The following is a 24643-nucleotide window of genomic DNA, read 5'->3' on the forward strand; positions in this document are numbered from 1 at the left end:
AGCACTATGGGTAAGTTATCCGCGCAGTGTAACAGTAAAACGATCAGCCTAGCCAGCCGACAAGGAGGCTTAGCTTTGCTGAAAAGCCAAAACGACAATGTAAATACAACTTAACCAGCCCACCGCGGCTAAGGCTGAACGCAAATAAGCTTGGCCCAAAAGATAAACCAAGGGATGTAAGATCCTGACCAACAAATATACAACGGCAGGCACATCGAGCAATTGCGGATCTAAACCAGAAAAGTAAGCAATCACGATAACAGCGATGAATAAAACTAAGGCTTCCCAGGAATTTTGTTGGGCAGCGTAGATCCGCTGCCCACGTTTATCCAATTGTAGCGCTTGCTGGCGAGGGTCCTGATTATCCACTCGTCCCAGCTGCCGTTTACGCATCCAAGAGCCAAATGCTGCCAATAAATAGGGCAGCATTAACAGTAAAGCCAAGCAGCTTAACGCCACGCTCATGCGACGTTAACCACCACTAATGAAGCGACTATGTTGCGTGACCTGCTGGCCATTACTTTGCATGACAAACTCAATATCGGTGATCGGTCGCGGTAGTAAATAAGGGTCACTCACCAGAGTTACCGGTAAATTAAGCACTTCGCCACCCTTAACCTCTACTTGCTGAGCACCCAGCCATTCAACCTCTTCTAGACCGAGCACACTCAACTGAAACGCTTGCGCTTCAGAGGACTTATTAATCACCTTGAGGGTGTAAGTATTTTCGATTAAGCCCTCGGCATTTTCATTGTATAAAGATGAGCGATCACGCAATACATCCAGTTGCATCGGTTTAATATTAATCAAAGTCATCACAAAGGCGACTAACATCACCGTTAAAACCACTCCATAACCAATCAGTTTGGGTCGCAGGATTGCGGTTTTCTGACCCGCTAAATTATGTTCGGTTGTATAACGGATCAAACCTTTCGGATAGTGCATACGCTCCATGGTTTGGTCACAAGCATCGATACAAGCGCCACAGTTAATACACTCATACTGCAAACCTTCACGAATATCGATCCCCGCGGGACAGACTTGTACGCAGAGATCACAATCCACACAATCACCTAAACCAAGCGCTTTGGGATCGGCATTACGTTTACGCGGTCCTCGCGTTTCGCCGCGTTGAGTATCGTAACCCACGATGAAGGTATCTTTATCAAACATCGCTGATTGAAAACGCGCATAGGGGCACATATGAGTACATACAATGGTGCGCATCCAACCTGCATTGGCGTAAGTGGCAACCGCGAAGAAAATAATAGAGAAGGTCACGCCGCTGGTTGCGTTGAACGTAAAAAAATCCCACCACAACTGTTTAACGGGTACAAAATAGGCGGCAAAAGATAGTGCCGTAAACACCGATACAGCGCCCCAAGCGGCATGCTTAGCGGTTTTACGCCAAATTTTATTCACATTCCAGGCAGATTGATCTAACTTACGCCGCTTATTAGCACTGCCTTCAATTCTTTCTTCAAACCAGATAAAAATAAAAGTCCACACCGTTTGCGGACAAAGATAGCCACACCAAACCCGCCCTAAGAAGGTGGTTATAAAAAATAGAGCGAAGGCGGCAATAATGAAAAAGCCAGCCAGTAGCAATAAATCTTGCGGCCACAGAGTAAGACTAAAAAAGTGATATTGCCGAGCTGCGATATCAAACAAAATCGCTTGGCGATCGCCGTAGGGGATAAATGGCACAAGCACAAAAGCGGCAATAAATAACCACCCCATATATTTGCGTACACGTTGGAACAAGCCTTTTTGTTCACGTACATAAATCTGTTCTTGAGGGTTGTATCGATCGACCGGCGCACGTTTCTTGGCATTTGTTTTTCTAGCGGGTGGACTCACGTCTTTAACGGGAATTCGTTCACTCATCACTCAATCCTTTTGAGGGGCATCAATCGTTTACAGGCTTACCTATAAAACAAGTAAGCCCTAACAAACTGGCGGGCAATACTAAGCTTTAATACCTCGAGCTTTTAGTAACGCAGTTTTAAAATCATCTTCGCAATCTTTAGCTAGACCAGGGATCATCTCATCCTTGGCTAGATTCAACATTTTCAATTGATAAATTAAAACATCGTCAGTTAACTCACTCAAAGGTTGTTTAAACCCTGCTTGGTCGGCGATTTGGGTGAGCATTTCGACTAAATTTAACTCCGGCTGTTGACGCCAAACCGGCTTGAGTAAATCGATTAGCTCTTCAATACGATGTAACTGCATACTCATTCTATTTCTCCACGAGCGGCCACTACAGCTTGGTTTCTACCTAACTGCTTGGCTCTATATAGGGCTATATCAGCCTTGTTTACGAAGTCTTTAGCATTCTGTTGCGCCACAGGAATAAGACAGGCTATTCCAATGCTCACGGTCACATAGCTAGCCACCGTGGAGTACTCGTGCCGCAACTTTGCCTCTGCAAGTAGTGTTCTGATTCGTTCCGCAACTTGCAATGCGCCTTTAGTATCGGTATTGGGCAAGATCATTACAAACTCTTCGCCGCCATAGCGCGCAACGATATCATCTTCACGCTGTAAGGCTTGTGTAAACAAACTCGCAACCAAGCTTAAACACTGATCTCCAGCGACGTGCCCGTAATGATCGTTATATGGCTTAAAGAAATCAACGTCGATCAATAATAAACTTAAGGAAGTTTTAGCTCGGCCACTTAAACGCCAATGCTGAGCCAAGGATTGCTCAAATATCGCCCGATTATATAAACCGGTCAGTGCATCTCGCTCGCTTTGTTCACGCATCAAGGCATGACTATCGGCCAACTCTAAAACTTTAAGCCGATTTCGCGCACCCTCGGTAAAATTTGCCTGAACCAAGGCTTCAGCACGCTTCAAAACTAAATTTAGCTGCACCCAGCTCAGCCACAGCACTAAACAGGCCACCAATTCGACTTGACTACGATCCACCGAAACTACCGTTAGCGCCAATAAAATGGGCAAACAAAAACCATTGAAGCTACTAATGCTTAATAAATTGGGAACCACCACCAAGGATAACAGTGACCCGAGTAAAATCATTAACAACAGGCGCTCTGCGCCACCTAAGTCTGGGGCAAATAGCAAGATACCAACCCCCCATAAGATCCCACTACTAGTCGACAAACTAAAGTAACGAACGAGCTGTGAAGCAGGCGCTGAATGCGCCGAAAAGTCACGATTTAGGCGCAAGAAAAAATAAAATGCCGCCGCTAAAAGCAACATGCACAGTAACCAAATGAAACCCGGTACAAAACGATAATCAGGAGAAAATAGCCACCACCATAACAAACTATACAGCGCGGTCATTAATGCCACCAAACGACCACTATTCAGTAAATAATGGGCATTATCAGACTTTATTTGAAGCTGTACATTGCGCAAACATCGATCCTTGTTAGCAACATTAGTGAACAATTTGTGGTCATTGTAACAACAACTCGAACAGCCCGCACACCAAAACAAGAGTTAAAAACTAGACAAAAAACTTAAAAAATAATGAATTTTCGATAAATGTGCCACATTTGGCAAATACAAAACACAGGCTTTCATAGTATTTTGATCTGATTGCTTGCGTCTTTTTTCCCAGAAAGGGTAAAGTGCTAGCCGCAAGTGACGGTCAATAAACTTGCAACTCGGTCAATTAGGTTAAGTATCTAAGGAACAAGGTCAATGCTGGACAATATCAATCCAACTCATACACAAGCGTGGAAAGCGCTACAAGCGCATTTCGAGGCACAGAAAGATGTTCAACTCAGCGAATTATTCGCCGCTGACGCTGAGCGTTTCAAGCGTTTTTCAGTTTCGTTTAACGAGCAAATTTTACTCGATTACTCGAAAAACCTGATCACTAACGACACTATGCAGCAGCTGTTTGCACTCGCCAAAGAAACCAAGCTCGATGGCGCGATTAAGGCAATGTTCTCTGGTGAGAAAATCAACCAAACAGAAGGGCGTTCTGTATTACATACCGCCTTACGAAATCGTAGCAATACCCCGGTCATCGTAGACGGCGAAGACGTCATGCCTGCGGTTAATGCGGTATTGGAAAAAATGCAAGGCTTCTGTCAAAAAATCCACTCCGGTGAATGGAAAGGTTATACAGGCAAAGCCATTCGCAGCATTGTAAATATTGGGATTGGTGGTTCAGACTTGGGTCCAGTGATGCTTACTGAAGCGTTGGGTGCTTACAAAATTGAACATATCAAAACCTACTTTGTTTCGAATGTAGATGGCACTCATATTGCCGAAATTCTAAAACAAGTCGACCCCGAAACCACCTTATTCCTAGTGGCATCAAAAACCTTTACCACCCAAGAAACCATGACTAATGCGCATAGCGCACGCGATTGGTTCCTAGCGGCGGCGAACGATCAAGCCCACGTGGCTAAACATTTTGCAGCCCTGTCAACCAACGGCCCTGCAGTTGCCGAATTTGGTATCGACACCGACAACATGTTTGAATTTTGGGATTGGGTTGGCGGTCGTTACTCTTCTTGGTCGGCGATTGGTTTATCAGTCGCGTTAACGGTAGGTTACGATAACTTCATCGAATTGCTCGAAGGCGCGCATGCCATGGACAAGCACTTTGCTGAAACCGATTTTGAACAAAACTTACCGGTAATCCTTGCCTTGCTTGGCATTTGGTACAATAACTTCTTCGGTGCGGAAAGCGTTTCGATTCTGCCTTACGACCAATACATGCACCGCTTTGCAGCTTACTTCCAACAAGGTGACATGGAGTCCAACGGTAAAAATGTCGACCGTAATGGCAACCCGGTTGATTACCAAACCGGCCCAATTATTTGGGGTGAGCCGGGAACTAACGGTCAGCACGCCTTCTACCAATTAATTCACCAAGGCAGCAAGTTAATCCCATGTGATTTTATCGCACCAGCAGTGAGCCACAATCCTTTGTCTGATCATCATCAGAAATTAATGTCTAACTTCTTTGCCCAAACCGAAGCCTTAGCCTTTGGTAAGTCTCGCGATACCGTTGAAGCAGAGTTAGTGGCCGCAGGTAAATCAGCTGAAGAAATTGCTGAACTGGCACCGTTTAAAGTATTCACTGGTAACAAACCAACCAACTCTATTTTGCTTAAGAAAATCACCCCTTACTCTTTAGGTGCACTGGTTGCGATGTACGAGCACAAAATCTTCGTACAAGGCGTTATCTGGAACATCTTTAGCTTCGACCAGTGGGGCGTAGAGCTTGGCAAACAGTTGGCCAACCAAATTTTGCCCGAACTAAAAAGCCAGCAAGCCGTCACCGCTCACGACAGTTCAACCAACGGCTTAATTAATACCTTTAAAGCCTGGAGCTAAACTTTAGCTTTTAAACGTAAAACTAAATGCAAAGAGCTGGCCCAGGCCAGCTTTTTTTTATGCCCACCATTCCAACAACGAGCAATAAATAATCAACTAATATAAACAAGCCTATACTCAAAATATAAATATTGGCCAATCAATGCAGCTACAAGAATTACTGAAAACCAAAGATAATAACTTCAAGCTAATAAGGATGTTAGCGGCATGTTTAGTGGTATACAGCCACAGCTTTTGCTTGGCGACAGGTAATGAACACAGTGAGCCCATCGCCCAATATCTAGGCTTATCCTTAGGCTATATTGCGGTGGATATTTTCTTCATTACCAGTGGTTTGCTAGTTTGTAAAAGTTTACTTACCGCAAGATCTTTAACTATTTTTGTATTATCCCGATGCCTCAGGATCTACCCTGCACTGATCACCTCTGTTATTTTTTGTTGCTTACTCGGTTTACAACTTTCTAAATTAAGCCTAGGCCAATATTTGAGCCATAACGAGACCCAAAATTTTCTGATCTACAATAGCTCTATTATTGTTGGCGACTACCAAATGCTACCCGATGTATTTACCAGTGCTCCCTACAACCGCAGTGTGAATGGTTCGCTATGGACCCTGCCATGGGAACTAAAGATGTATTTAATATTAACTGGGTTTGGAGTGACTTATCAGTTTGCTAGAAAACTAAAAGTTGCCGTAAACTGGCTACCGACAGTGATCGTCCTCACCGCCCTTATCTGCCTAATGTTATTTATTCATGACCAGCTAAGTGGTCGCGAGCCGCATTGGTTTTATAGTAAATTCTATCGTTTCGCGAGCGCCTTCTTTATCGGCGGTAATCTCTACGTTTTTAGGGCTTGGATTGGCATCAACTACAAAGGCATGTTAGCCGCCATACTGATACTGCTGTTGGCATTCTTCAGCCTCAACCAGAGTTTGTTTTTTATTAGCTACCTAATCATCACTCCCTACTTAATCATGTGTTTTGCTTATCTACCTAAAGGAAAAATTCTGCATTACAATCACTTGGGCGACTATTCTTACGGCATGTACATTTATGCATGGCCAATACAGCAACTGATAGCCACCACAATCCCGAAAGTGACAGCGATTCATATGTTTGTGATGGCTTTCTGTTTAACCCTGCTACTCGCTTATTGCTCTTGGAATTACATAGAAAAACCCGCTTTGGCACTCAAGAGACATTTATACCAGCCGTCGTCCTAAAGCAGATTAATTTTATTCATTCCATTATTGTTCAAGCGAATCCAACGAAGCACGAAACACTCTAGAAATAGCCATTGGCTAAAGCAATTAGTTGTATGCTAAGTTCCTTTAGTACATTCGCCGCTAAACCTATAATATAGACCGAGCCAATCGTGACCAGCCAAGCAATTCAAGGATTTCTACTCACAGCCAATAGCTATGACCGTCAAGGTCAGGCTCATATTCAGCTGTGGTTGGCCAGCGAACAAGGTGCTATTTGCCTCGAGATAGATGATCAACAGCCAGTTTTTTTTGTTCTCAACCATCAGTTAAATGCGGTGCTCGCCCTGCTGGGATCACAGCTAAACCGTCATGCTTCGGTGTCCCTAAAAACCTTCCAACACCAGCCGGTAAGCGCACTCTATTTTTCTAGTATCAAAAACCACAGCCAAGCTGCGCAACAGTTAAAACAGGCAGGATTAAGCTGTTTTGAGAGCGATATAAAACTGCATGAGCGTTTTCTCACGGAACGCTTTTGTTATGGCAGCATGCTGTTTACTGGCCTGCAGAGTCATGACTCTCGTTACCCCGCCTTGCAGCAGGCAAAAATTAAAGCGGCGCAATATACGCCCCAACTGTCGGTATTATCGCTAGATATTGAGTGCAGTGAAAAAGGTCAGCTATATTCAATTGGTTTATATAGTGACAACTACCAACGGGTACTGATGATCGGCCCAGAGCAAGCCGCCGACACGCCAATCACTTGGCTAGCCAATGAGTACGCACTATTAAAACAATTAGAAGTAGAGTTTCAAAACCTCGACCCAGACATCATCATTGGTTGGAATGTCATCAATTTTGATTTTCGACTGCTGGTTAAACGCGCTGCCGTGCATGGGATTAAATTGGCCATTGGTCGCCATCATGGCATTGCCAGATGGCGTGAACGTCACGATATGCCTCACATCGGTTTTATTAGTATCCCCGGGCGAGTGGTGATCGATGGCATCGACTCGCTAAAATCAGCGACCTACCACTTTGATAGCTTTAGCCTAGAAAATGTGGCTCGGCAGCTATTAAACCGAGGCAAATTGGTAGCCGAAGTTGAAGATAGAATGGCCGAAATAAACCACAATTTTGCCCATGATAAGCCACAGCTAGCCGCTTACAATTTAGAAGACTGTAAGTTAGTACTCGATATTTTCAAGCATACCCAACTCCTTGAATTTCTTTGCTTACGCGCACAACTCACCGGTTTAATGCTGGATAGAAGTGGCGGTAGTGTTGCAGCTTTCACCAATGTTTACTTACCCAAGCTGCATCGCGCGGGTTATATCGCGCCTAACTTAAGCCATGACTTTGTCGCCGACAGCCCTGGCGGCTTTGTGATGAACTCTAAGCCTGGGCTATATAAAAATGTACTGGTACTCGATTTTAAGAGCCTCTACCCCTCTATTATTCGCACTTTTAAAATTGATCCCTTAGGCTTAATTGAAGGCCTAGCAAGCCCAGACAATGCCATTGAGGGCTTTAGAGGCGGCGTATTTAGCCGCGACAAACATTTCTTACCCGATATTATTAATCAGCTGTGGTTACAGCGCGATCAAGCCAAAGCGAATCAAGACAAAGCCCGTTCGCAGGCGATCAAAATTTTGATGAATAGCTTCTATGGAGTGCTTGGCTCTACCGGTTGTCGCTTTCACGATCCCCGCTTGGCAAGCTCAATTACCATGCGCGGCCACCAGCTGATGCAACAAACCGCAGACTGGATCACCGAACACGGCTACCAAGTGATTTATGGTGATACCGACTCTACCTTTGTCTGGCTCAATCAAGAACTAAGTCCAGAACAAGCGAGTGCCATTGGTCAACAACTAGCCAAAGAAATCAACCTTTTTTGGCGCAATAAGCTCAGCCAAGAAATGCAGCTAGAGAGCTACCTAGAAATTGAATTTGAAACTCACTTTTCACGCTTCTTAATGCCGACTATACGCGGCTCAGAAACTGGCAGTAAAAAACGCTATGCGGGTTTAACTGCGCACAACCAAATGGTGATTAAAGGACTAGAAACGGTACGTTCTGACTGGAGCGAACTGGCGAAGATTTTTCAAACGGGATTGTTAGAGCGGCTATTCTCCGACCAAGACCCACGCCAATTTGTTCTAGATACCGTCGCTAAGCTGTTAGCGGGTGAATACGACCCACAACTGATCTACCACAAGCGCTTACGCCGCAAGCTCGATGAGTACGTAAAAAACGTGCCACCACAGGTTCGGGCTGCACGCCTCGCCGACCAACATAATCAGGCTTTAGGTAAACCACAGCAATATCAAAATAAAGGGACTATTAATTATTGGATGACCGTAAATGGGCCTGAACCTGTTGCTTATTGCCGCAGTCAAATCGATTATCAACATTACTTAGATAAGCAATTGCAACCCATTGCTGATGCAATATTACCTTTCATTAACTTAGATTTTGAGCAAATAATTAGTGCTCAACTGGGCTTGTTTTAAGCTTGGAAGCTGCTGAGACCTTTGCCCTGAGAATTAGGGAAACATCACAGTAATTAAATATAAACCCAAAAAATATCAACTACTTGAAACTTTTACTTAGTTTACCCTTCCAATAACTAAAGACTTAAATCATCTGAGGCCATAGGGAAGGGCAAACTAAAGAGGTAAAACTAGTGGCTATTTTTTCTATGAGTATTCGTATATTGGTATTAATGGTGATGCTGGGGAGTGTATTTCACGACCAACACTCCCCCTCGTGTTTTTTAACTCAGCTGACTATTGCTGCATCTCAGCAAACGACCTCTAGTTAAACAAAGCAATTTTCAATACGTTTATCAATTTGTGGATTCGCCACAAACACTTTTACCGAGTGAGCCGCCACTTTAAACGAAGAATTTTGTAACATTGGAGCCGATTTAAAATCGTAAATATCGTTAGGCGGTTTAGCCGCTGTATCGACTAACATCACCCAATACCCTTCAATATCGGGAGCCACAAACTCTAAGTCTTCCCAGTAAGCATTAAACACCATATACATACGATCTTTTGAATAAGGGTCTAAGAAGGTCACCGCGATAGAATGGCTATCTTCAGACCAATCCGGTTCAGCTTGTTGCACACCATGCCATTCAATGTTCGCATCATGGATCACATCCGATAAACTGAGGTGGATTTTTTCCTCTAACACGTCATCGTAACAGCGTAATTTAATTAAATTTTGCACAAAATTTAGGAGATCACTGTTTTCATCCACCAGATTCCAATCAAACCAAGAGATTTCATTATCTTGGCAGTAAGCATTGTTATTCCCATTCTGACTACGCTTCACCTCATCACCCATAGTGATCATTGGCGTTCCTAGAGATAACAGCAAGGTGGTAAAGAAATTCTTCATTTGCTGTTCACGTAATTGATTAATCTTGGGATTTAAAGTTGGCCCCTCTACCCCATGGTTATAGCTCACATTATGATTATCACCGTCTCGATTATTCTCCCCATTTTCTAAATTGTGCTTTTCGTTATAACTGACTAAATCATTGAGGGTAAAACCATCATGTGCGGTGACTAAGTTCACGGAACGCTGAGGTGAATGATGATCTTTATAGTAAATATCAGGACTACCTAATAAACGACCAGAGAACTTACTCACAACAGCACGATCGCCACGGAAGAAGGCTCGAACATCATCGCGAAACTGACCATTCCATTCATTCCAACGATCACCAACAAATTCACCCACTTGATACAGTCCCGCGGCATCCCAAGCCTCTGCGATAATTTTAGTGCCAGCAAGCGAGGGATCTGAATCAATCGACCACAATAAAGGCGGCTCTTTCATCACATTTCCCTGTGAATCTCGAGCCAATACCGAGGCCAAATCAAAACGAAAACCATCAACATGCATATCATTGACCCAAAAACGCAACGAGTCACGGATCATCCTGCGCATGACCGAATGATTTGCATTACAAGTATTGCCACATCCAGAGTAATTTCCATACCAACGTTTCTCTGGCTGCAGCATGTAGTAACTATCATTTTGTAAGCCTTTTAAACTCAAGGTTGGGCCATCATGCCCTCCCTCTGCGGTATGATTAAAGACCACATCCAGAATCACCTCGATGCCAGCTTTGTGGAGCTCTCGCACCATGATCCGGAATTCATTAAAAGCGCCACAAACACTTTTATCTGAGCTATAAGCATTATGCGGAGAAAAGAAAGCGATGGGACTATAACCCCAATAGTTTTGCTTACCCAGCGGAGCATCTTGCAAATCAAATTGTTGCACAGGCATCAGCTCAACAGCGGTAATGCCAAGCGCCTTTAAATATGGGATTTTTTCGATAACTCCCGCATAGGTGCCACGTTTATGGGCCGCTACCCCCGAAGAAGGATGCTTGGTAAAACCAGCAACATGTAGTTCATAAATAATGGTATCTTGCAATGAACGCTTAATTGGCTGAGTGCCTTGCCAATCAAAGCCACGCAAATCAACCACCGCCCCTTTAATGCACTGATCAACATTATTGTGGCCATGGCGCGCAGCCACCAAACGTAAATAATTATCCGGAAAGTGGGTCACCTTGGCATAGGGATCCAATAAAACCTTACTTGGATCAAAACGTAAGCCGAGTTCCGGTAACCATGGACCATCGACCTGAAAGCCATAAAGAGTCCCGACATCAAGGTCTTCAACATAAATATGCCAATAATGATCGGTACGATTAATAGTTGGGTTTAGTGGGATATTCGCGAACGGTTTACGTGAATTAATCTCTTTAAATAGTAATAGATTAACTGCCGTTGCGCTTTTTGAAAAAATACTGAAATTAACGCCAGTGCCTTTGTAACTGGCACCCAGAGGAAATGAGCTCCCCGCTTGTATATTTAGATCCATAATTTGTGCTGTCTTATTAAAGTTTAAATGCAAATAACCTGAGATGACGAGCCTATAATTGGCTCTTCAGTATAGTTTAGCAGCATCAGAACTTTAGACAGCACAGATAGATCGACTAATTAAGCCTCAGTCGTGCGAATAGGTAACTTCGTGATTAGGTCCAACTTTTGTTATAGCTCAGAACTTTGCCGATATAGAATGTGAACGACCACCACATTGACGCTTTCTACGACAATGTTGCGAACCAAGTTGATCCAATTCCGAAACTTCATCGGGCAACATCAAAGAAAGCAATTGCTCAAGTTTATCGCCATTGGCTAAAACGTTTGCGATGGTTTGGCTAGTTTTACTACGGAACATAACATACCCTTTTAAATAATACCTATAAGGGGGTATGCAGCTAAAGTGCCAATTGTATTATTTTATAAAAATTTGATTATTAATCATATAGTTGCATTCTAGCTTTGACTGGATTTGCATACATGGCATACAACTGAGTTTGGACCTCTGCACTAATATCGCGAGACTTCGCCTCAAAATAGCGCTTCGCTTCTGCCAACTCATTCGCGGAAACGTCTTCAGGTATAGCATCACCCAGAGCAAGCCAGTTAGTCGGCATCAATTGATAGTTACCAATAATGGCCTTATCTAAGGCTTGAGCAACTTGTTTTGCCGACTCAAACTCCCCTTGCAAGGTCTCGGAAAAATGCACATGCACCCGGCCTTTTTGACCAACAATCCCTCGAGAAATACTCGAAATATCTTCATGTTCTTGTTTTAAATATTCGCCATGCTGATTTTGTGAAACCAGTTCATTTGCCTTGGCCACGTCACAGGGGTCAAATTCATAGGAAATAGAAACGGGCACAATGTTTAACTGATTGATGTAATCCGCAAAACTTTGTTGTTTCGGTTTATTTAAGGCCAACATAGAAATTAATGCTGAATTAGTCACATCTAAACCGTCTTTGGCTCGTCCTTCACGTTGCGCAATCCATATGTGATCACTAGTATGACTTAAGGTGTGCTGAATATAGGCGGATAGCTGTTTTGAGTTCTCTAATTTTTCACGTTTTGTGGTCGCCGAACGTTTAACAATAAAACTACGATTTAAACGCATCAGGTCAGAAACCCAAGGCTTGGTTAACAAATTATCACCGATGGCATTTTGCACGGTATCTTGGCCATTATTATGTAAGATGTAATTAATAAATGCCGAATCCAGTGCGATATCCCGATGATTAGAAATAAATAGATGTGGTTTAGTTAAATCTAAATGATCCAAGCCGCTAGAGCTCAATTGACTGGTGGTAGTTTTGATCATATGCGCCATATAAGTTTCAACCATCACTTGAAAATCATATACCGAGCGAATATTCCTGACCTTAAATTTAAGTATCTTTCGCAAAATAAAAGAAGTCAGCCAAAGAAAAACGCCCTTCGCCTTGGCAAAGCGAAATTTAATCAGTGTAGTAATCAATTCAGGATCATTGATAAGACGTTTAAGTATTTGTTCTACTTCAGAATCTTGATAAGGGCGAATACTGTCAAACTCAGACATAACTTCTCTCGCAATTTAGGAAGGCGCAATTTACCGCTTTCCCACCCTAAAAACAACCGAAGCGGTTAAAAAACAAGCAGCTCACAGTTGTTTCAAGCGCTATCCTGCGACTTTCACTGTGCTTATTTGCCAAGTATACTGATAACAAGTTTTCCCAATCCAATGTGAATGGAACAACAACGCCAACAATTGCTTGATGCCCCCATCACGCCTCTCATTATTCATAAAGCCCTCCCCAGTTTAGTGGGCATCTTTTCGATCATTTTTTTTAATTTAGTCGACACATTTTTTGTCGCTATGTTGGGCACAGATCCGCTGGCAGGAGTCTCTTTTACTTTCCCTATAACCTTTGCAATTACCAGCATCGCCATGGGCTTAGGCATCGCCCTTTCGTCTCATGTTGGACGACTATTAGGGGCCGAGAAAAAACAACAAGCGGCCCAATTAACCAGCCATAGTTTATTGTTTAGTTTACTATTAATTACTACCCTAGCCGCTTTAGGCTATTTCAATATTGAACGATTATTTTTATCCCTCGGTGCGGAATTACCAGTTATGCCCTATATCGAACAATATATGCAGATCTGGTACCTTTCGATCCCTCTATTAGTTATCCCCATGGTCGGCAACAGTGCAATCCGAGCCAGTGGCGATAGCAAAACGCCAAGCCTCATGATGCTAGTCGCCGGGATAATGAATGGTCTTTTAGACCCAATTCTAATATTTGGTTGGGGCCCGATACCCACTTTAGGTGTGAAAGGTGCGGCATTAGCGACCGCCATCGCTTGGCTACTCACTTTTTGCATGGCGATTTACTTACTCAAATACAAACTACAACTGCTCAAATTTGAAACCTGTTCCCTTCAGCAGTTAATGAACTCTTGGAACAAACTATTAAGTATTGCAATACCGGCTGTATTTTCCCAATTGCTCACCCCTATCGCCACCACCATTACAATGGCTATATTGGCAACCGCCGGAACCGCAACCGTGGCCGCTTATGGCTTTGCCACACGAGTAGAAGCCTTACTATTTATCGGAGTGATGGCGATAAACTCAGTGATCCCAATGCTCGTGGGACAAAATGTCGGGGCAGGGAACTTAAATCGAGCGCAGCAAATTGTGCATCAAGCCATTCGTTTAGCGGTTATTTGGCAATTACTGTTAGCCATACTCATGTATTACCTGGCACCGCTGATCAGTCGCAGTTTCAATCAAGATCTCGAAGTCGCCAGATTAAGCCAATATTACCTACAACTGGTGCCTTTTTGCTACGGAATGATGGCGGTTCCCTTATTACTCGCACAAACACTCAACGCCTTGGCTCTACCGATGATGGCAGTGATGATTAACCTCATTCGTTTGTTTGTCTTTATGTTGCCAGCCATTTACCTAGGCGCCTTAGCTGCGAACAGTCAAGTGATCTTCTTAGCAATCATTGTCGCCCATACGGTGGCTGGCCTCTGCAGTTTAATTCTATTGACCTACCTCATGAAAAAAGCAAGTTGGTGGCAAGCCCAGCATTAAAAAGACAACATCGATCTCATGATGTTTAATCGAATAAAAAATTAAGGGCGATACCGAAGTATCGCCCTTAAGCTAGTCATATCGCTCAAATCCATGAACGTTAATCGCTCCCTGCAATCCTTTTGACTGTAGCACACCATTCCTTAGTGTTTCCCCTTGCTCCTTCCCTAGCGCTATCCTTTAGCCTTCTGTGGCCTAACTGCTCATCCTAAGCGGTTGCTCGCTCCATCCTGGAGGTGTCCTGAAAATCATCCTTAAGCTCTTGTGTCACCAAGGCTAATCGCACTCCTGTGCTCACATCCCTAGCTCATCGATCCTGACAAGCCGCTCATCCTAAGCGTTCCTATAATGCCGCTAGCTTCATGCTTTGGCTGCTTTCCCTGCCCGTCCTTGTATGAGCTACTTTACGCTTTGGTTCAATAAAACCTAGATGAGCCCGTGAAATAATTTTTGAATTGATTCAATCAAGAATCATCGAATTTAATTAATTATTTGAATTTAAAGCATTTAAATAATTTTTACGCAATATAGAGCAGCCATATCAGCGCTCAAGCGTAGTCGATCTCTCACAGCACCTCGGGGCTTATCGTCAAGCCTAGAAACCTTAATTTTGGCTTACTAATGTTTGTTCAAGATAAAAGCGAAGAGGAATAAAAAAAACGCTGTTGGTAGACGACATAAACCTAAATCACCGCTAACAGCGTTATCTGGTAATTAGAGCCACTAGTTACTGCACTTCATGCCTATTTATCGGCAGATTTATACGACACAATAAGTTGGTCATATAATGAATCAGATTGGCATAGCATAAATTGTAGTCACAAAAAAACCAGCATTAAGCTGGCCTAAAAAGTCGGGGCGACACTTACGTGTCGCCCCTAGTAGTCATATCGCTCAAATCCGTGAACGGGTAATTGCTCCCTGCAATCCTTTTTGACTGTTTTACTACATCCTGTAGTTGTCCTTTTCTCAAATCCTTTGAGCTGTCCTTTAGCCTTCATTGGCATAACCGGTTGTCCATACCAGTTGCACGTCTCCTTCCTAGGAGGTGTCCCTTACTACATCCTGTAGTTGTCCTTTCAGCTCCTGCTACGTTTCTCATCCTGATAAACGTCAGTGCCTCCGTGCAGAACTAACTATACGGCATTAATACTTGAGAAAAAGCTCCAGAACAAAAAAAACTCATCTTTTTTTACATAAACAGCATCAAAAATAAATAAGCAATTGATATATATGGATATTGTTATTATCTATCTGCAAGATTTACTGCCTTTAACTTACAACCTTGTAAGAGATCTCTCACAAAGAGTGCAGTCTTTAGACTAAGCTAACGATTTTTTGAAAGCTTAGGTAAAGATAGATGATAACGAATTGCAACTAAACGGATGACTAAAGCACTAATAATACAACTGCTAGTTGCAATGGTCGTGGAAAAACCTAAGTTCTCTGTAATCGCCCACACACAACCCCCGACAATACAAGCCGTTGCATAGATCTCGCGCTGCAGTACTAAAGGAACCTGGTTGGCCAGTACATCACGGATCATCCCCCCACCACAGGCCGTAATCACCCCCATAGTGATCGAAACAATCACCGGAGCGCCCATTTGTAAGGCCTTATTCGCACCAATAGCCATAAATACAGCCATACCAATAGCATCGGCAACTGGTAATAACCAACGAGGAGGACTAGGAAAATTATTGAGCAAAACAATTGCCCCCAGACTAGCCGCTAAGATCACCCACAAATATAAACCATTTTCCACCCAAAAAACTGGGCTAGCTCCTAATGCCATATCACGAATGGTGCCCCCACCAATCGCGGTCACGCAGGCAAGTACTAGGGCTCCAAATAGATCCATACGTCGCCGACTAGCGATCAATACCCCAGAAATGGCGAATACCGCCGTACCAAAAAGATCGAGACTAAAAATAATGGTGTTGCCCAATGTCGGCTCCTCAAAAAAATAGGCTGCAATGAGGCAACATGTTTGCTGAACAATATAAGAGACCGATCAAACAACACCGAACCCGGGTGGGTCCGGTAAATAAATCAATCATAAATAGTCGGAATGGCTTGCCGTTTATGTTGGGTCCGTAAATAAATACCTATTAATTTTTCTTCTACCCCAGCATCAACCAATTTACCTTCTAAAAAGTCATCAATTTGATCGTAAGTTAAACCAAGCGCCACTTCATCTGGCAGCTGCGGGCGATCTTCCTCTAAATCAGCTGTTGGCGCTTTACCAATCAACTTCTCTGGCGCACCCAAGTAACTCGCCACTTGGCGAACCTGACGCTTATTTAAACCAAAGATAGGCGTTAAATCGCAGGCACCATCCCCATGCTTAGTGTAAAAACCGGTAATATTCTCAGCCGAGTGATCGGTACCAATCACCAATGCACCAGTTAGTCCCGCAATTTCATACTGAGCAATCATTCGCATCCGCGCCTTTACGTTGCCCTTAGCAAAATCGATCCCAGCTTGTTGCGGTAAGGCTAAACCCGCGTTCTGCAAACCTAACAGTGCGCTTGAGTGTGCCCCTTCGGTGCCATCTTTAATATTTGTGGTCACGATATAGGAGGGTTTAATAAAATCTAAAGCTAATTGCGCATCTGCTTCATCTTTCTGCTCTCCATAAGGGAGGCGCATCGCAATGAAACGATAGTCTTGAGTCGAGTGCTCTTGATTAAGCTGTTCTACAGCCAACTGAGCGAGCCGTCCGGTGGTCGTAGAATCAACACCACCACTAATACCTAAGATTAAGGTTTTTAAGTTCGCCTGTTGTAAACACTGTTTGATAAAGTCTATGCGACGTTTTACTTCAAACCCCGGGTCAATTTCAGGTAGAACCTTCATCTCCGCTAATATTGCTTGTTTCATCTCATCCCCCACAACAAATGTAATCCTCATCAGGCAATGTACTTGAGAGATAAAAAAAAACCAAGAGACAAGCTGATTTACATACAATTAATCACTAAACAGATTAATATAATTAGGGGCTGTTAATCTTTGGTGATGACTTTTACAGCTGTTTGTGACTCATTTAGGCAAGTCATGTGAAATATCGCTAGCGGTATAGCTCATAACAATACACTGCAGTAATGCACCACAAATACTGCCTAAACAATTTGACTAGAAGCGTTTTACCGTTGATTAGAGGTATCTGCTTAGCACTCTAAGCGAGACACCTCTCGCCACGATAAAAATGCTTTTTTCTCGAAAAAGTAGCTCACAAAAGAACCGCCTCTAGCCATCTAAGGTATGCTATTGGTCAAACAACAGAGCCATTTGGCAAGGAAAGAGAATAACTTTAGTTTTTCTATTTGAGTGAGCAACCCAAAATGGGAATTTTAGCGCTAAAGATGCGCATTATTTTTTCAGATAAGTTGTCAAATATTCATCTAGAGTCTCTAGAATTTATTTTCCCTAGCTGTTGGATATAAATCAATTGGCGCCAAGGAGCGACAGCTTCTGATTGAATATTTCATTTTAAGGATAAAACTATGCTACGACGCACCAAAATTGTGACAACTTTAGGCCCAGCCACCGATAAAGACGACATTTTAGAACAACTGCTGCTCAGCGGCGCAAATATGGTGCGACTCAACTTTTCTCACGGCAGCGCCGACGACCATATCGCTCGCGCCAATAAGGTCAGAGAACTTGCAGCCAAACATAAACTACACGTGGCTATTTTGGGTGACCTACAAGGTCCCAAAATACGCGTATCCACCTTTAAAGAAGGTAAGGTTAAATTGCAAGTTGGGGATAGCTTTTTACTCGATAGTGATTTAGCAAAAGGCTTGGGAGATCAACAACAAGTTGGCCTCGATTATAAATACTTGCCTAAAGACGTGGCCCCTGGCGATACCCTGTTACTTGATGACGGTAGAATTCAATTGAGAGTCACCGCCGTAGAAGGCAATAAAGTCACCACCGAAGTGACCATTGGCGGATTTTTATCCAACAACAAAGGGATTAATAAACTCGGTGGTGGTTTATCTGCCGCAGCCTTAACCGATAAAGACAAAGCCGATATCCTCACCGCAGCCAAAATCAATGTCGACTATTTAGCTGTATCCTTCCCAAATAGCGGTGAAGATATGCACTATGCCAGACGTCTGACTCAACAAGCCGGACTCGCAACAAAACTAGTGGCAAAAGTTGAACGAGCAGAAACAGTTGCCACCGAAGAAGCGATGATCGATATCATTACCGCTTCCGACGCAGTGATGGTAGCTCGTGGCGATCTCGGTGTTGAAATTGGCGATGCCGAATTAGTGGGAGTGCAAAAGACTCTTATTCGTCTGACTCGAAAATACAATCGCGCGGTGATTACCGCAACTCAGATGATGGAATCAATGATTAGTGCGCCGATGCCAACTCGCGCTGAGGTCATGGATGTAGCCAACGCAGTATTGGACGGTACCGATGCGGTGATGTTATCCGGCGAAACAGCCGCTGGCCAATACCCTGTAGAAACCGTCCAGGCCATGGCTTCGGTTTGCCTAGGTGCTGAAAAACAACGCAGCATTAACGTATCCAAATATCGAATCAATGAAACCTTTGAGAGTATTTCGGAAACAGTGGCGATGAGTACCATGTTTGCGGCCAATCACATGCAAGGTATGACCGCCATTATTGCACTCACCGAATCAGGCAGCACGCCTTTATTAATGTCTCGCCTCAGTAGTGGCTTACCCATTTTTTCTTTATCTCGCCACCAAGCAACCTTGAGTCGTTGCGCCTTATACCGAGGCGTATACCCGATTTACTTCGACGAAACCAACCACGATATCATCCAAGTATCACATAGCGCGATTAATTTGTTGAAACAACAAGGCTATTTGAATAAAGGTGATTTAGTGATTTTGACCCATGGTGATGTATTCGACCAAACCGGGCATACCAATACCAGTAAGATATTAAAAGTCGGTTAAGCGCTAAACATGAGCGCTTAGTTAGCTCGGTGTATACACCGAGCTAACTATCGAAAAATAATGACCAGAGCATTCAAACGAAGATCAATTTAAATCACTAAAGCAATACAGGATCACATCCGAAACAGCAAAAATACCCAATGTGTGCGTATCAATGAATATTAATTGTGGTTTAACTGCGGACTTGCTCGAGTACCTTCCACAGGACGATTCACAGATAGTTTGCGTCCCTTGGTGATCCCGGTTTGAAAATCTGGGGTAAGCTGACCCATTGAGGCCTTAATTTTCGCCTTAAAGGTTTCACGGTCTAACTTCTCAAACATCTCATCCAAGTAGTCATCCATATGTTCATTGCGTCCATCGCTTGTTAGATCGGGGAGTTTTTCTAAAGCCCCCTCCAACCAACCGGCAGTAAAAGAAGTAACCCGTCGTGCCACAGTGACATTATCGGTACCGGAACCGGCAAAGCTATTTCGAAATGAACCCACCTGTTGGTTCATTTCTCGATAAACAATATCAAATGCAAAGGCGGCAAATACGGCACGCTCGGCCATGCCAACAAATTCAGCTCTTTTTAAACCTTTATGATTAACCAGTACCGCTTCCACACCAAAACGTGAGTTAATACCACGAATAATGCGTAAGATATTTTCGTTTACATTGGCGGGTAACAAGGTTTGAGTAGAGGTTTTCCCCATTTGAATTAAATCAATATCGGCTTGCTCTAAGCCGTGTTTAAGCATTAAGCGATGCGCCATACGGATCGCTTGAGCAGCCTCATGAACATTAGAGGAGTTACCCAACTCTAAGCACTTTGCAATTTTTTCTAGGGCTCGTTGACGACTCACGAAATTGCTACAACCTCTGTTCAAAAATGAAGCGTCATTTTACTGGTTTTAGCCAAATTTTCCAGTAATACCGAGCCCAGAGCCAGCGCTTCGTTTAGAATTTAGACTCAATTTTCCACTTGAAACACCGAAAAGAAAACCCTCTGGCAATGCAATGGGTCACTTTCCAGTCGTGCCAGCGTCGAATACAGCTCGCTTTAGAAGCAAACGAGGCACTTATCCATTCGAATGTCCCTCACCACCATTGCCTGTAGAATAAACATGAACATCGCGCTGTGGGAAAGGGATCGAGATACCATCTTGATCGAAGCGCATTTTCACTTGTCGAGTAATATCCCAATAAACGTTCCAATAATCATCGGTTTTTACCCAAGGACGCACGATAAAATCTACCGAAGATTCATTTAAAATATGTAGTTTAACCATAGGAGCAGGTTCGGCTAACACCAATGGGTGCTTGGCTAATAATTCATTCAACACGGCTTCCGTTTTATCGATATCATCGCTATAGCCAATCCCAAAAACTAAATCAACGCGACGCAGTTTTTGTGCAGTTACATTTTTAATCACATCCCCCCAAATTTTACCATTTGGGATCACTAAGGTTTGGTTATCGATGGTTAAAATAGTGGTCGAAACTAAATTCATACTTTTCACTTTGCCAAAGACGCCACCGCCCACTTCCACCATATCGCCCACATCATAGGGACGATAAATAAGAATCATCATCCCAGCGGCAAAATTACTCAAGGTATCTTGCAAGGCAAACCCAATAATGAAACCAGCGACGCCTAACCCCGCTAAAACCGGTGCCAGTGATATACCAACTTGGGCCAAAGCAAATAAAATTCCAACAATAACCACGACCCGAGTCACCGAGGACACTATCATCTCTTTCATCAACGAAGATAACCGTAGCTTGGAAGAATCTAAACTTTTAATCAGTAACTTACGGGTTAAACGAGCAAGAGCACGAAATACAAAATAAATGAGTAACAACAAAAATATTTTGAAGATCCACTCTCCGCCGTGCTCAACAAAATACTCACTAAGTCGAACGACCCAACGTTTAGCAATACCGTTCAATACGTTGATATCCAACACATCGGTGGTGATTTGCCCACCTAATTTAAGCAATGTCTGTTGATAAAATCCGGTATTAAAACCAAGCTGAGTGAGTAATTCAACGGTTAATTTGAAGCTTAACCCTGCGACCGATAATTGCTCTTTGACCACGGCTAATTGGTCTTTTAGTGCTTGATCATTGGGAGTCAATTTAATAAATTGACTAAGCTCCCTGGTTTTATTTTCGAGTAAGCCAACCATCCCAGAAAATGATTCAGCCCGCAGATAAAGCAAATCGATCAGATGATGATTTTGATCCGTTACCTCAAAACCAAGGGCTTGGAGATTATTAATTTGCTGTACCAAGGCCGAAAAAATCACATCAGATCGATTCAAGTAATCAATATATAACTGAAAAGACTTAATATTATCCGAAGGTTGTTGTGCGTAGGCTTTATTGAACAACTGCTGCTGTTGCTCGATCCTCTGAATTAAACTTTGATAATTATCGATGATAATTTGCTTAACTTGATGGTTTATAGCAGGTTCCGTCAAACCCAGAGCTTGTTGTTTAATTAAGTATTGGGTGAGCTGATTAATCGTTTCAAAGGAACTTAAATGACGCTCAACTAAACGATAATCGATGGCCGCTTGCTCGATAGCAGAGACCGTATTTCTATTGGCTTGTATCTTTTCAATCCGCTGCTGTTGACGCTGATATTTTTCCAACAATAGCTGCGCTTGGTCGCTGCCGGAATCAGCCGCATGCAAGCAAAAAACAGCGCTCGAAAAAAATAGTAAAGCCCACTTCATCAAACTCTGATACCACCGAACAAATTCCGTTTTCATCTCTGCCTCCTAAATAAACTACAAACAACTATAAAAAATAAGCCAACAACTCATAATTAAATTATGTTTTATGATCTAAAGGGGCCGCTTAATCCTAAATCATAAGCAACAATGAATAGGACATGGCTCGGTTTACAATCATGATTACGGATATCACAGAGCACTCAACTAAGGACAGTATATGAATATAGCGCGTTGGCTAAGTAAACTTTGGTTAGTGAGTTTAGTCAGTTTTCCGCTCAGTGCTGGAGAATGGACCTTCAAAACTGGAGCGTTTTGGTCACAAACAGACTCATCAGTCACAACTAAAAGCTTCGATAACCAAGATATTACCTTAGATTTTGAAGATAGTTTACAGCTAGAAAAACATCTGTTGTTACCCTTTTTCGAGCTGGGTTACAAATTTAATCAACGCCACCACGTCTACGCCGATTGGCGTCGTATACATCGAAGCGCATAGAGCAAAACCAATTTTGGGTTTACCTTACCGAATCATCCCGATTCTGGCGTAATCGCTGGCGCAAATCTAAATACCCGGATGGATATTGATATTCTGAGTGCTGGTTATGGCTATTCATTTTATCAAAATGCTAAAACTGAAATTGGTGGCTCACTTGGTTTGCATGTGATGTTTATTGAAATGGGCTTTAGCGGCGATATCTCAGCTTGTGTCAATAATGCAGGGAATATTATTTGTAATTCAACCGCGACCAAAGGTGAAGTGGTTGATGAATCGGCCACCGCACCGCTACCTGATATCGGCTTATGGACCCATTATCAATTAACCGACGATTGGACACTGAATGCTCATAGTCAATTTTTTTATCTAAAAATTGACCAAGTGAAGGGTTATTTAGCCGATCTGAATGCCTCCATTAGTTACCAGATCAATCCCAATTGGGATATAGAGTTAGGCTATAACTACTACATTGTTGAAGCAGACTGGGATGAGATCCAACTTAAATATAATTATCAAGGGCCGATGGTAAACTTCGCTTATCGATTCTAGCCCATCACTTATAGGCTACCAACGGGCTGGTAGCCTATAAGTTCACTTGCTTCAAATCAGTTCAGCAATCCCATATTGTTTACCATATTGTTCAATGACAAAGTCGATGTCTTTATCACCACGACCCGATAGGTTAATTAAGATACGACCATTAAGCCCCTGTTTAGCGAGCTTAATCGCATGTGCAACCGCATGCGCCGATTCTATCGCTGGAATAATGCCTTCTAATCGCGATAGTTCAAAAAACGCATCAATCGCTTCTTGATCGCTCACAACCCCATACTGAACTCGGCCTAAATCTTTTAAATAGGCATGCTGAGGTCCCACCGAAGGATAATCTAAACCACTGGCGACCGAATACACCTGTTGCGGTTCCCCTTGCTCATCCTTCAGCATATAGGAATGGAATCCATGCATGGTCCCCGGCTCCCCTTTGGTTAAAGTGGCAGCGTGTTCACCCACTTGTTCCAAACTTCGTCCTGCAGGCTCACAACCATGCATCGCCACCGCTTGATCCTCCAAAAAGGCACTAAATAAACCCATTGCATTAGAACCACCGCCAATACAAGCGACTAAGTGATCGGGCAATTCACCTGTCATCTCTTGAAACTGCTGACGCGCCTCAATACCAATAATCGATTGAAAGTCTCTCACCATCATTGGAAAAGGATGCGGCCCAACCACCGAGCCGATGGCATACAATTGACTATGAGGATCGGCCATATAAGCCTCAAATGCGCTGTCTACAGCCTCCTTAAGGGTTTTACGACCATGAGTGGCGGGAATCACATTGGCGCCGAGAATTCGCATTTTCACCACGTTAGGATGCTCTTTGGCAATATCCACTTCCCCCATATGAATATCACATTCAAGACCAAGCAACGCGGCAGCTGTGGCCAGTGCAACCCCATGTTGGCCAGCACCAGTTTCGGCGATCACTTTACTCTTGCCCATTTTTTTCGCCAGCAGCACCTCACCCAAGCAATGGTTAATCTTGTGAGCACCGGTGTGATTTAGATCTTCGCGTTTGAGATAAATCTCACAACCATAAGCCTTAGACAAATTTTCCGCATGAAAAATGGGACTAGGCCGACCCACATAGTGTTGGTAAAGACGGGTTAGTTCCGCAATAAAACTCGGATCTTGGCGGATCGCATGATAAGACTTGGTAATGTCGTCCATGACCCGTTGTAGTTCCGGAGGAATAAAGCTCCCGCCGTATTCTCCAAAATAGCCTTGTGGGTTTGGCAAAGCGTGCTCAAATTGATTTTGCATTATAAATTCCGATTAGAAAAAGCTTAGTTATACCGAATCTTATCAAGGAAATATGTGCGCTAGTTAGAGCTTCGATCGATAGCTTTCTTGAATAAATAGAGACTAAAACATAAAAAGCGAC

The 24643-nt window shown here is 43.2% G+C and carries 20 protein-coding genes; 8 read left to right on the forward strand and 12 right to left on the reverse strand.

All coding sequences use genetic code 11. The features are described from left to right. Positions 1–69: 69 nt before the first annotated feature. The 4 genes from ACRRSW_RS22605 to ACRRSW_RS22620 form a co-directional block, all read right to left on the reverse strand. A complete protein-coding gene (locus ACRRSW_RS22605; RefSeq protein ID WP_432460531.1) occupies positions 70–465 on the reverse strand; it encodes an MAPEG family protein in 396 nt (131 codons plus the stop codon). A 6-nt stretch (positions 466–471) separates the two neighbouring features. After that, a complete protein-coding gene (gene ccoG, locus ACRRSW_RS22610; RefSeq protein WP_432460532.1) occupies positions 472–1887 on the reverse strand; it encodes a cytochrome c oxidase accessory protein CcoG in 1416 nt (471 codons plus the stop codon). 81 nt (positions 1888–1968) lie between these two features. Further along, complete coding sequence (locus tag ACRRSW_RS22615) at positions 1969–2235, reverse strand: YihD family protein (protein ID WP_432456120.1); 267 nt, start codon at positions 2233–2235, stop codon at positions 1969–1971. Between the two features lie 2 nt (positions 2236–2237). Next, positions 2238–3386, reverse strand: coding sequence for a diguanylate cyclase (locus tag ACRRSW_RS22620; protein WP_432455303.1), 1149 nt, complete (start codon positions 3384–3386; stop codon positions 2238–2240). A gap of 288 nt (positions 3387–3674) precedes the next feature. On the opposite strand from ACRRSW_RS22620, the gene pgi reads away from it, so the two are divergent. The 4 genes from pgi to ACRRSW_RS22640 all read left to right on the forward strand — a co-directional run bounded on the left by pgi (position 3675) and on the right by ACRRSW_RS22640 (position 9358). Continuing rightward, positions 3675–5327, forward strand: a complete 1653-nt coding sequence (gene pgi / locus ACRRSW_RS22625) for a glucose-6-phosphate isomerase (protein ID WP_432455302.1) — start codon at positions 3675–3677, stop codon at positions 5325–5327. 142 nt (positions 5328–5469) lie between these two features. Beyond that, entirely contained in the window at positions 5470–6552 is a 1083-nt protein-coding gene (locus tag ACRRSW_RS22630; RefSeq protein WP_432455301.1) for an acyltransferase family protein, read from the forward strand. 152 nt (positions 6553–6704) lie between these two features. After that, the gene (locus ACRRSW_RS22635; protein ID WP_432460533.1) at positions 6705–9047 is read left to right on the forward strand and encodes a DNA polymerase II; all 2343 of its coding nucleotides are present in this window, start codon (positions 6705–6707) and stop codon (positions 9045–9047) included. 173 nt (positions 9048–9220) lie between these two features. After that, on the forward strand, positions 9221–9358 hold the full coding sequence (locus ACRRSW_RS22640) for a hypothetical protein (RefSeq protein ID WP_432455299.1): 138 nt from the start codon (positions 9221–9223) through the stop codon (positions 9356–9358). On the opposite strand, the gene glgX is transcribed toward ACRRSW_RS22640, so the two are convergent. From glgX to ACRRSW_RS22655, 3 genes are all read right to left on the reverse strand, one after another. Continuing rightward, on the reverse strand, positions 9355–11445 hold the full coding sequence (gene glgX / locus ACRRSW_RS22645) for a glycogen debranching protein GlgX (protein WP_432460534.1): 2091 nt from the start codon (positions 11443–11445) through the stop codon (positions 9355–9357). The two genes, ACRRSW_RS22640 and glgX, sit on opposite strands and share 4 nt — an antisense overlap. Before the next feature lie 177 nt (positions 11446–11622). Then, positions 11623–11805, reverse strand: a complete 183-nt coding sequence (locus ACRRSW_RS22650) for a hypothetical protein (protein ID WP_432455296.1) — start codon at positions 11803–11805, stop codon at positions 11623–11625. Between the two features lie 79 nt (positions 11806–11884). Further along, entirely contained in the window at positions 11885–13006 is a 1122-nt protein-coding gene (locus ACRRSW_RS22655) for a 1-acyl-sn-glycerol-3-phosphate acyltransferase (RefSeq protein WP_432455295.1), read from the reverse strand. Positions 13007–13174: 168 nt separating this feature from the next. Here ACRRSW_RS22655 and ACRRSW_RS22660 point away from each other — a divergent pair, with 168 nt between their 5' ends. Continuing rightward, positions 13175–14533 (forward strand): MATE family efflux transporter, encoded by a 1359-nt coding sequence (locus ACRRSW_RS22660; protein ID WP_432460535.1) that lies wholly within the window; start codon positions 13175–13177, stop codon positions 14531–14533. A gap of 1327 nt (positions 14534–15860) precedes the next feature. On the opposite strand, the gene ACRRSW_RS22665 is transcribed toward ACRRSW_RS22660, so the two are convergent. Together ACRRSW_RS22665 and nadE are read right to left on the reverse strand one after the other, a co-directional pair. Continuing rightward, positions 15861–16481 carry a trimeric intracellular cation channel family protein gene (locus ACRRSW_RS22665; protein ID WP_432460536.1) on the reverse strand — a complete coding sequence of 207 codons (621 nt, stop codon included), beginning with the start codon at positions 16479–16481 and terminating at the stop codon, positions 15861–15863. A 104-nt stretch (positions 16482–16585) separates the two neighbouring features. Further along, positions 16586–17416 carry an ammonia-dependent NAD(+) synthetase gene (gene nadE, locus ACRRSW_RS22670; RefSeq protein ID WP_432455292.1) on the reverse strand — a complete coding sequence of 277 codons (831 nt, stop codon included), beginning with the start codon at positions 17414–17416 and terminating at the stop codon, positions 16586–16588. 623 nt (positions 17417–18039) lie between these two features. Here nadE and pyk point away from each other — a divergent pair. Then, the gene (pyk, locus tag ACRRSW_RS22675) at positions 18040–19476 is read left to right on the forward strand and encodes a pyruvate kinase (protein ID WP_432460537.1); all 1437 of its coding nucleotides are present in this window, start codon (positions 18040–18042) and stop codon (positions 19474–19476) included. 161 nt (positions 19477–19637) lie between these two features. On the opposite strand, the gene ACRRSW_RS22680 is transcribed toward pyk, so the two are convergent. Both ACRRSW_RS22680 and ACRRSW_RS22685 read right to left on the reverse strand, forming a co-directional pair. Next, a complete protein-coding gene (locus ACRRSW_RS22680; protein WP_432455290.1) occupies positions 19638–20324 on the reverse strand; it encodes a DUF2786 domain-containing protein in 687 nt (228 codons plus the stop codon). 216 nt (positions 20325–20540) lie between these two features. Beyond that, entirely contained in the window at positions 20541–22238 is a 1698-nt protein-coding gene (locus ACRRSW_RS22685; RefSeq protein ID WP_432460538.1) for a mechanosensitive ion channel domain-containing protein, read from the reverse strand. A 181-nt stretch (positions 22239–22419) separates the two neighbouring features. Between ACRRSW_RS22685 and ACRRSW_RS22690 the strand changes: the two genes are divergently transcribed. After that, entirely contained in the window at positions 22420–22698 is a 279-nt protein-coding gene (locus ACRRSW_RS22690) for a hypothetical protein (protein ID WP_432460539.1), read from the forward strand. A 78-nt stretch (positions 22699–22776) separates the two neighbouring features. Then, complete coding sequence (locus tag ACRRSW_RS22695) at positions 22777–23247, forward strand: hypothetical protein (RefSeq protein ID WP_432460540.1); 471 nt, start codon at positions 22777–22779, stop codon at positions 23245–23247. Positions 23248–23298: 51 nt separating this feature from the next. Here ACRRSW_RS22695 and trpB read toward each other — a convergent pair whose 3' ends face one another. Continuing rightward, the gene (gene trpB, locus ACRRSW_RS22700; protein WP_432460541.1) at positions 23299–24522 is read right to left on the reverse strand and encodes a tryptophan synthase subunit beta; all 1224 of its coding nucleotides are present in this window, start codon (positions 24520–24522) and stop codon (positions 23299–23301) included. Positions 24523–24643 lie beyond the last annotated feature (121 nt).

This window comes from Agarivorans sp. QJM3NY_25, from assembly GCF_050870875.2.
Taxonomy (GTDB): domain Bacteria; phylum Pseudomonadota; class Gammaproteobacteria; order Enterobacterales; family Celerinatantimonadaceae; genus Agarivorans.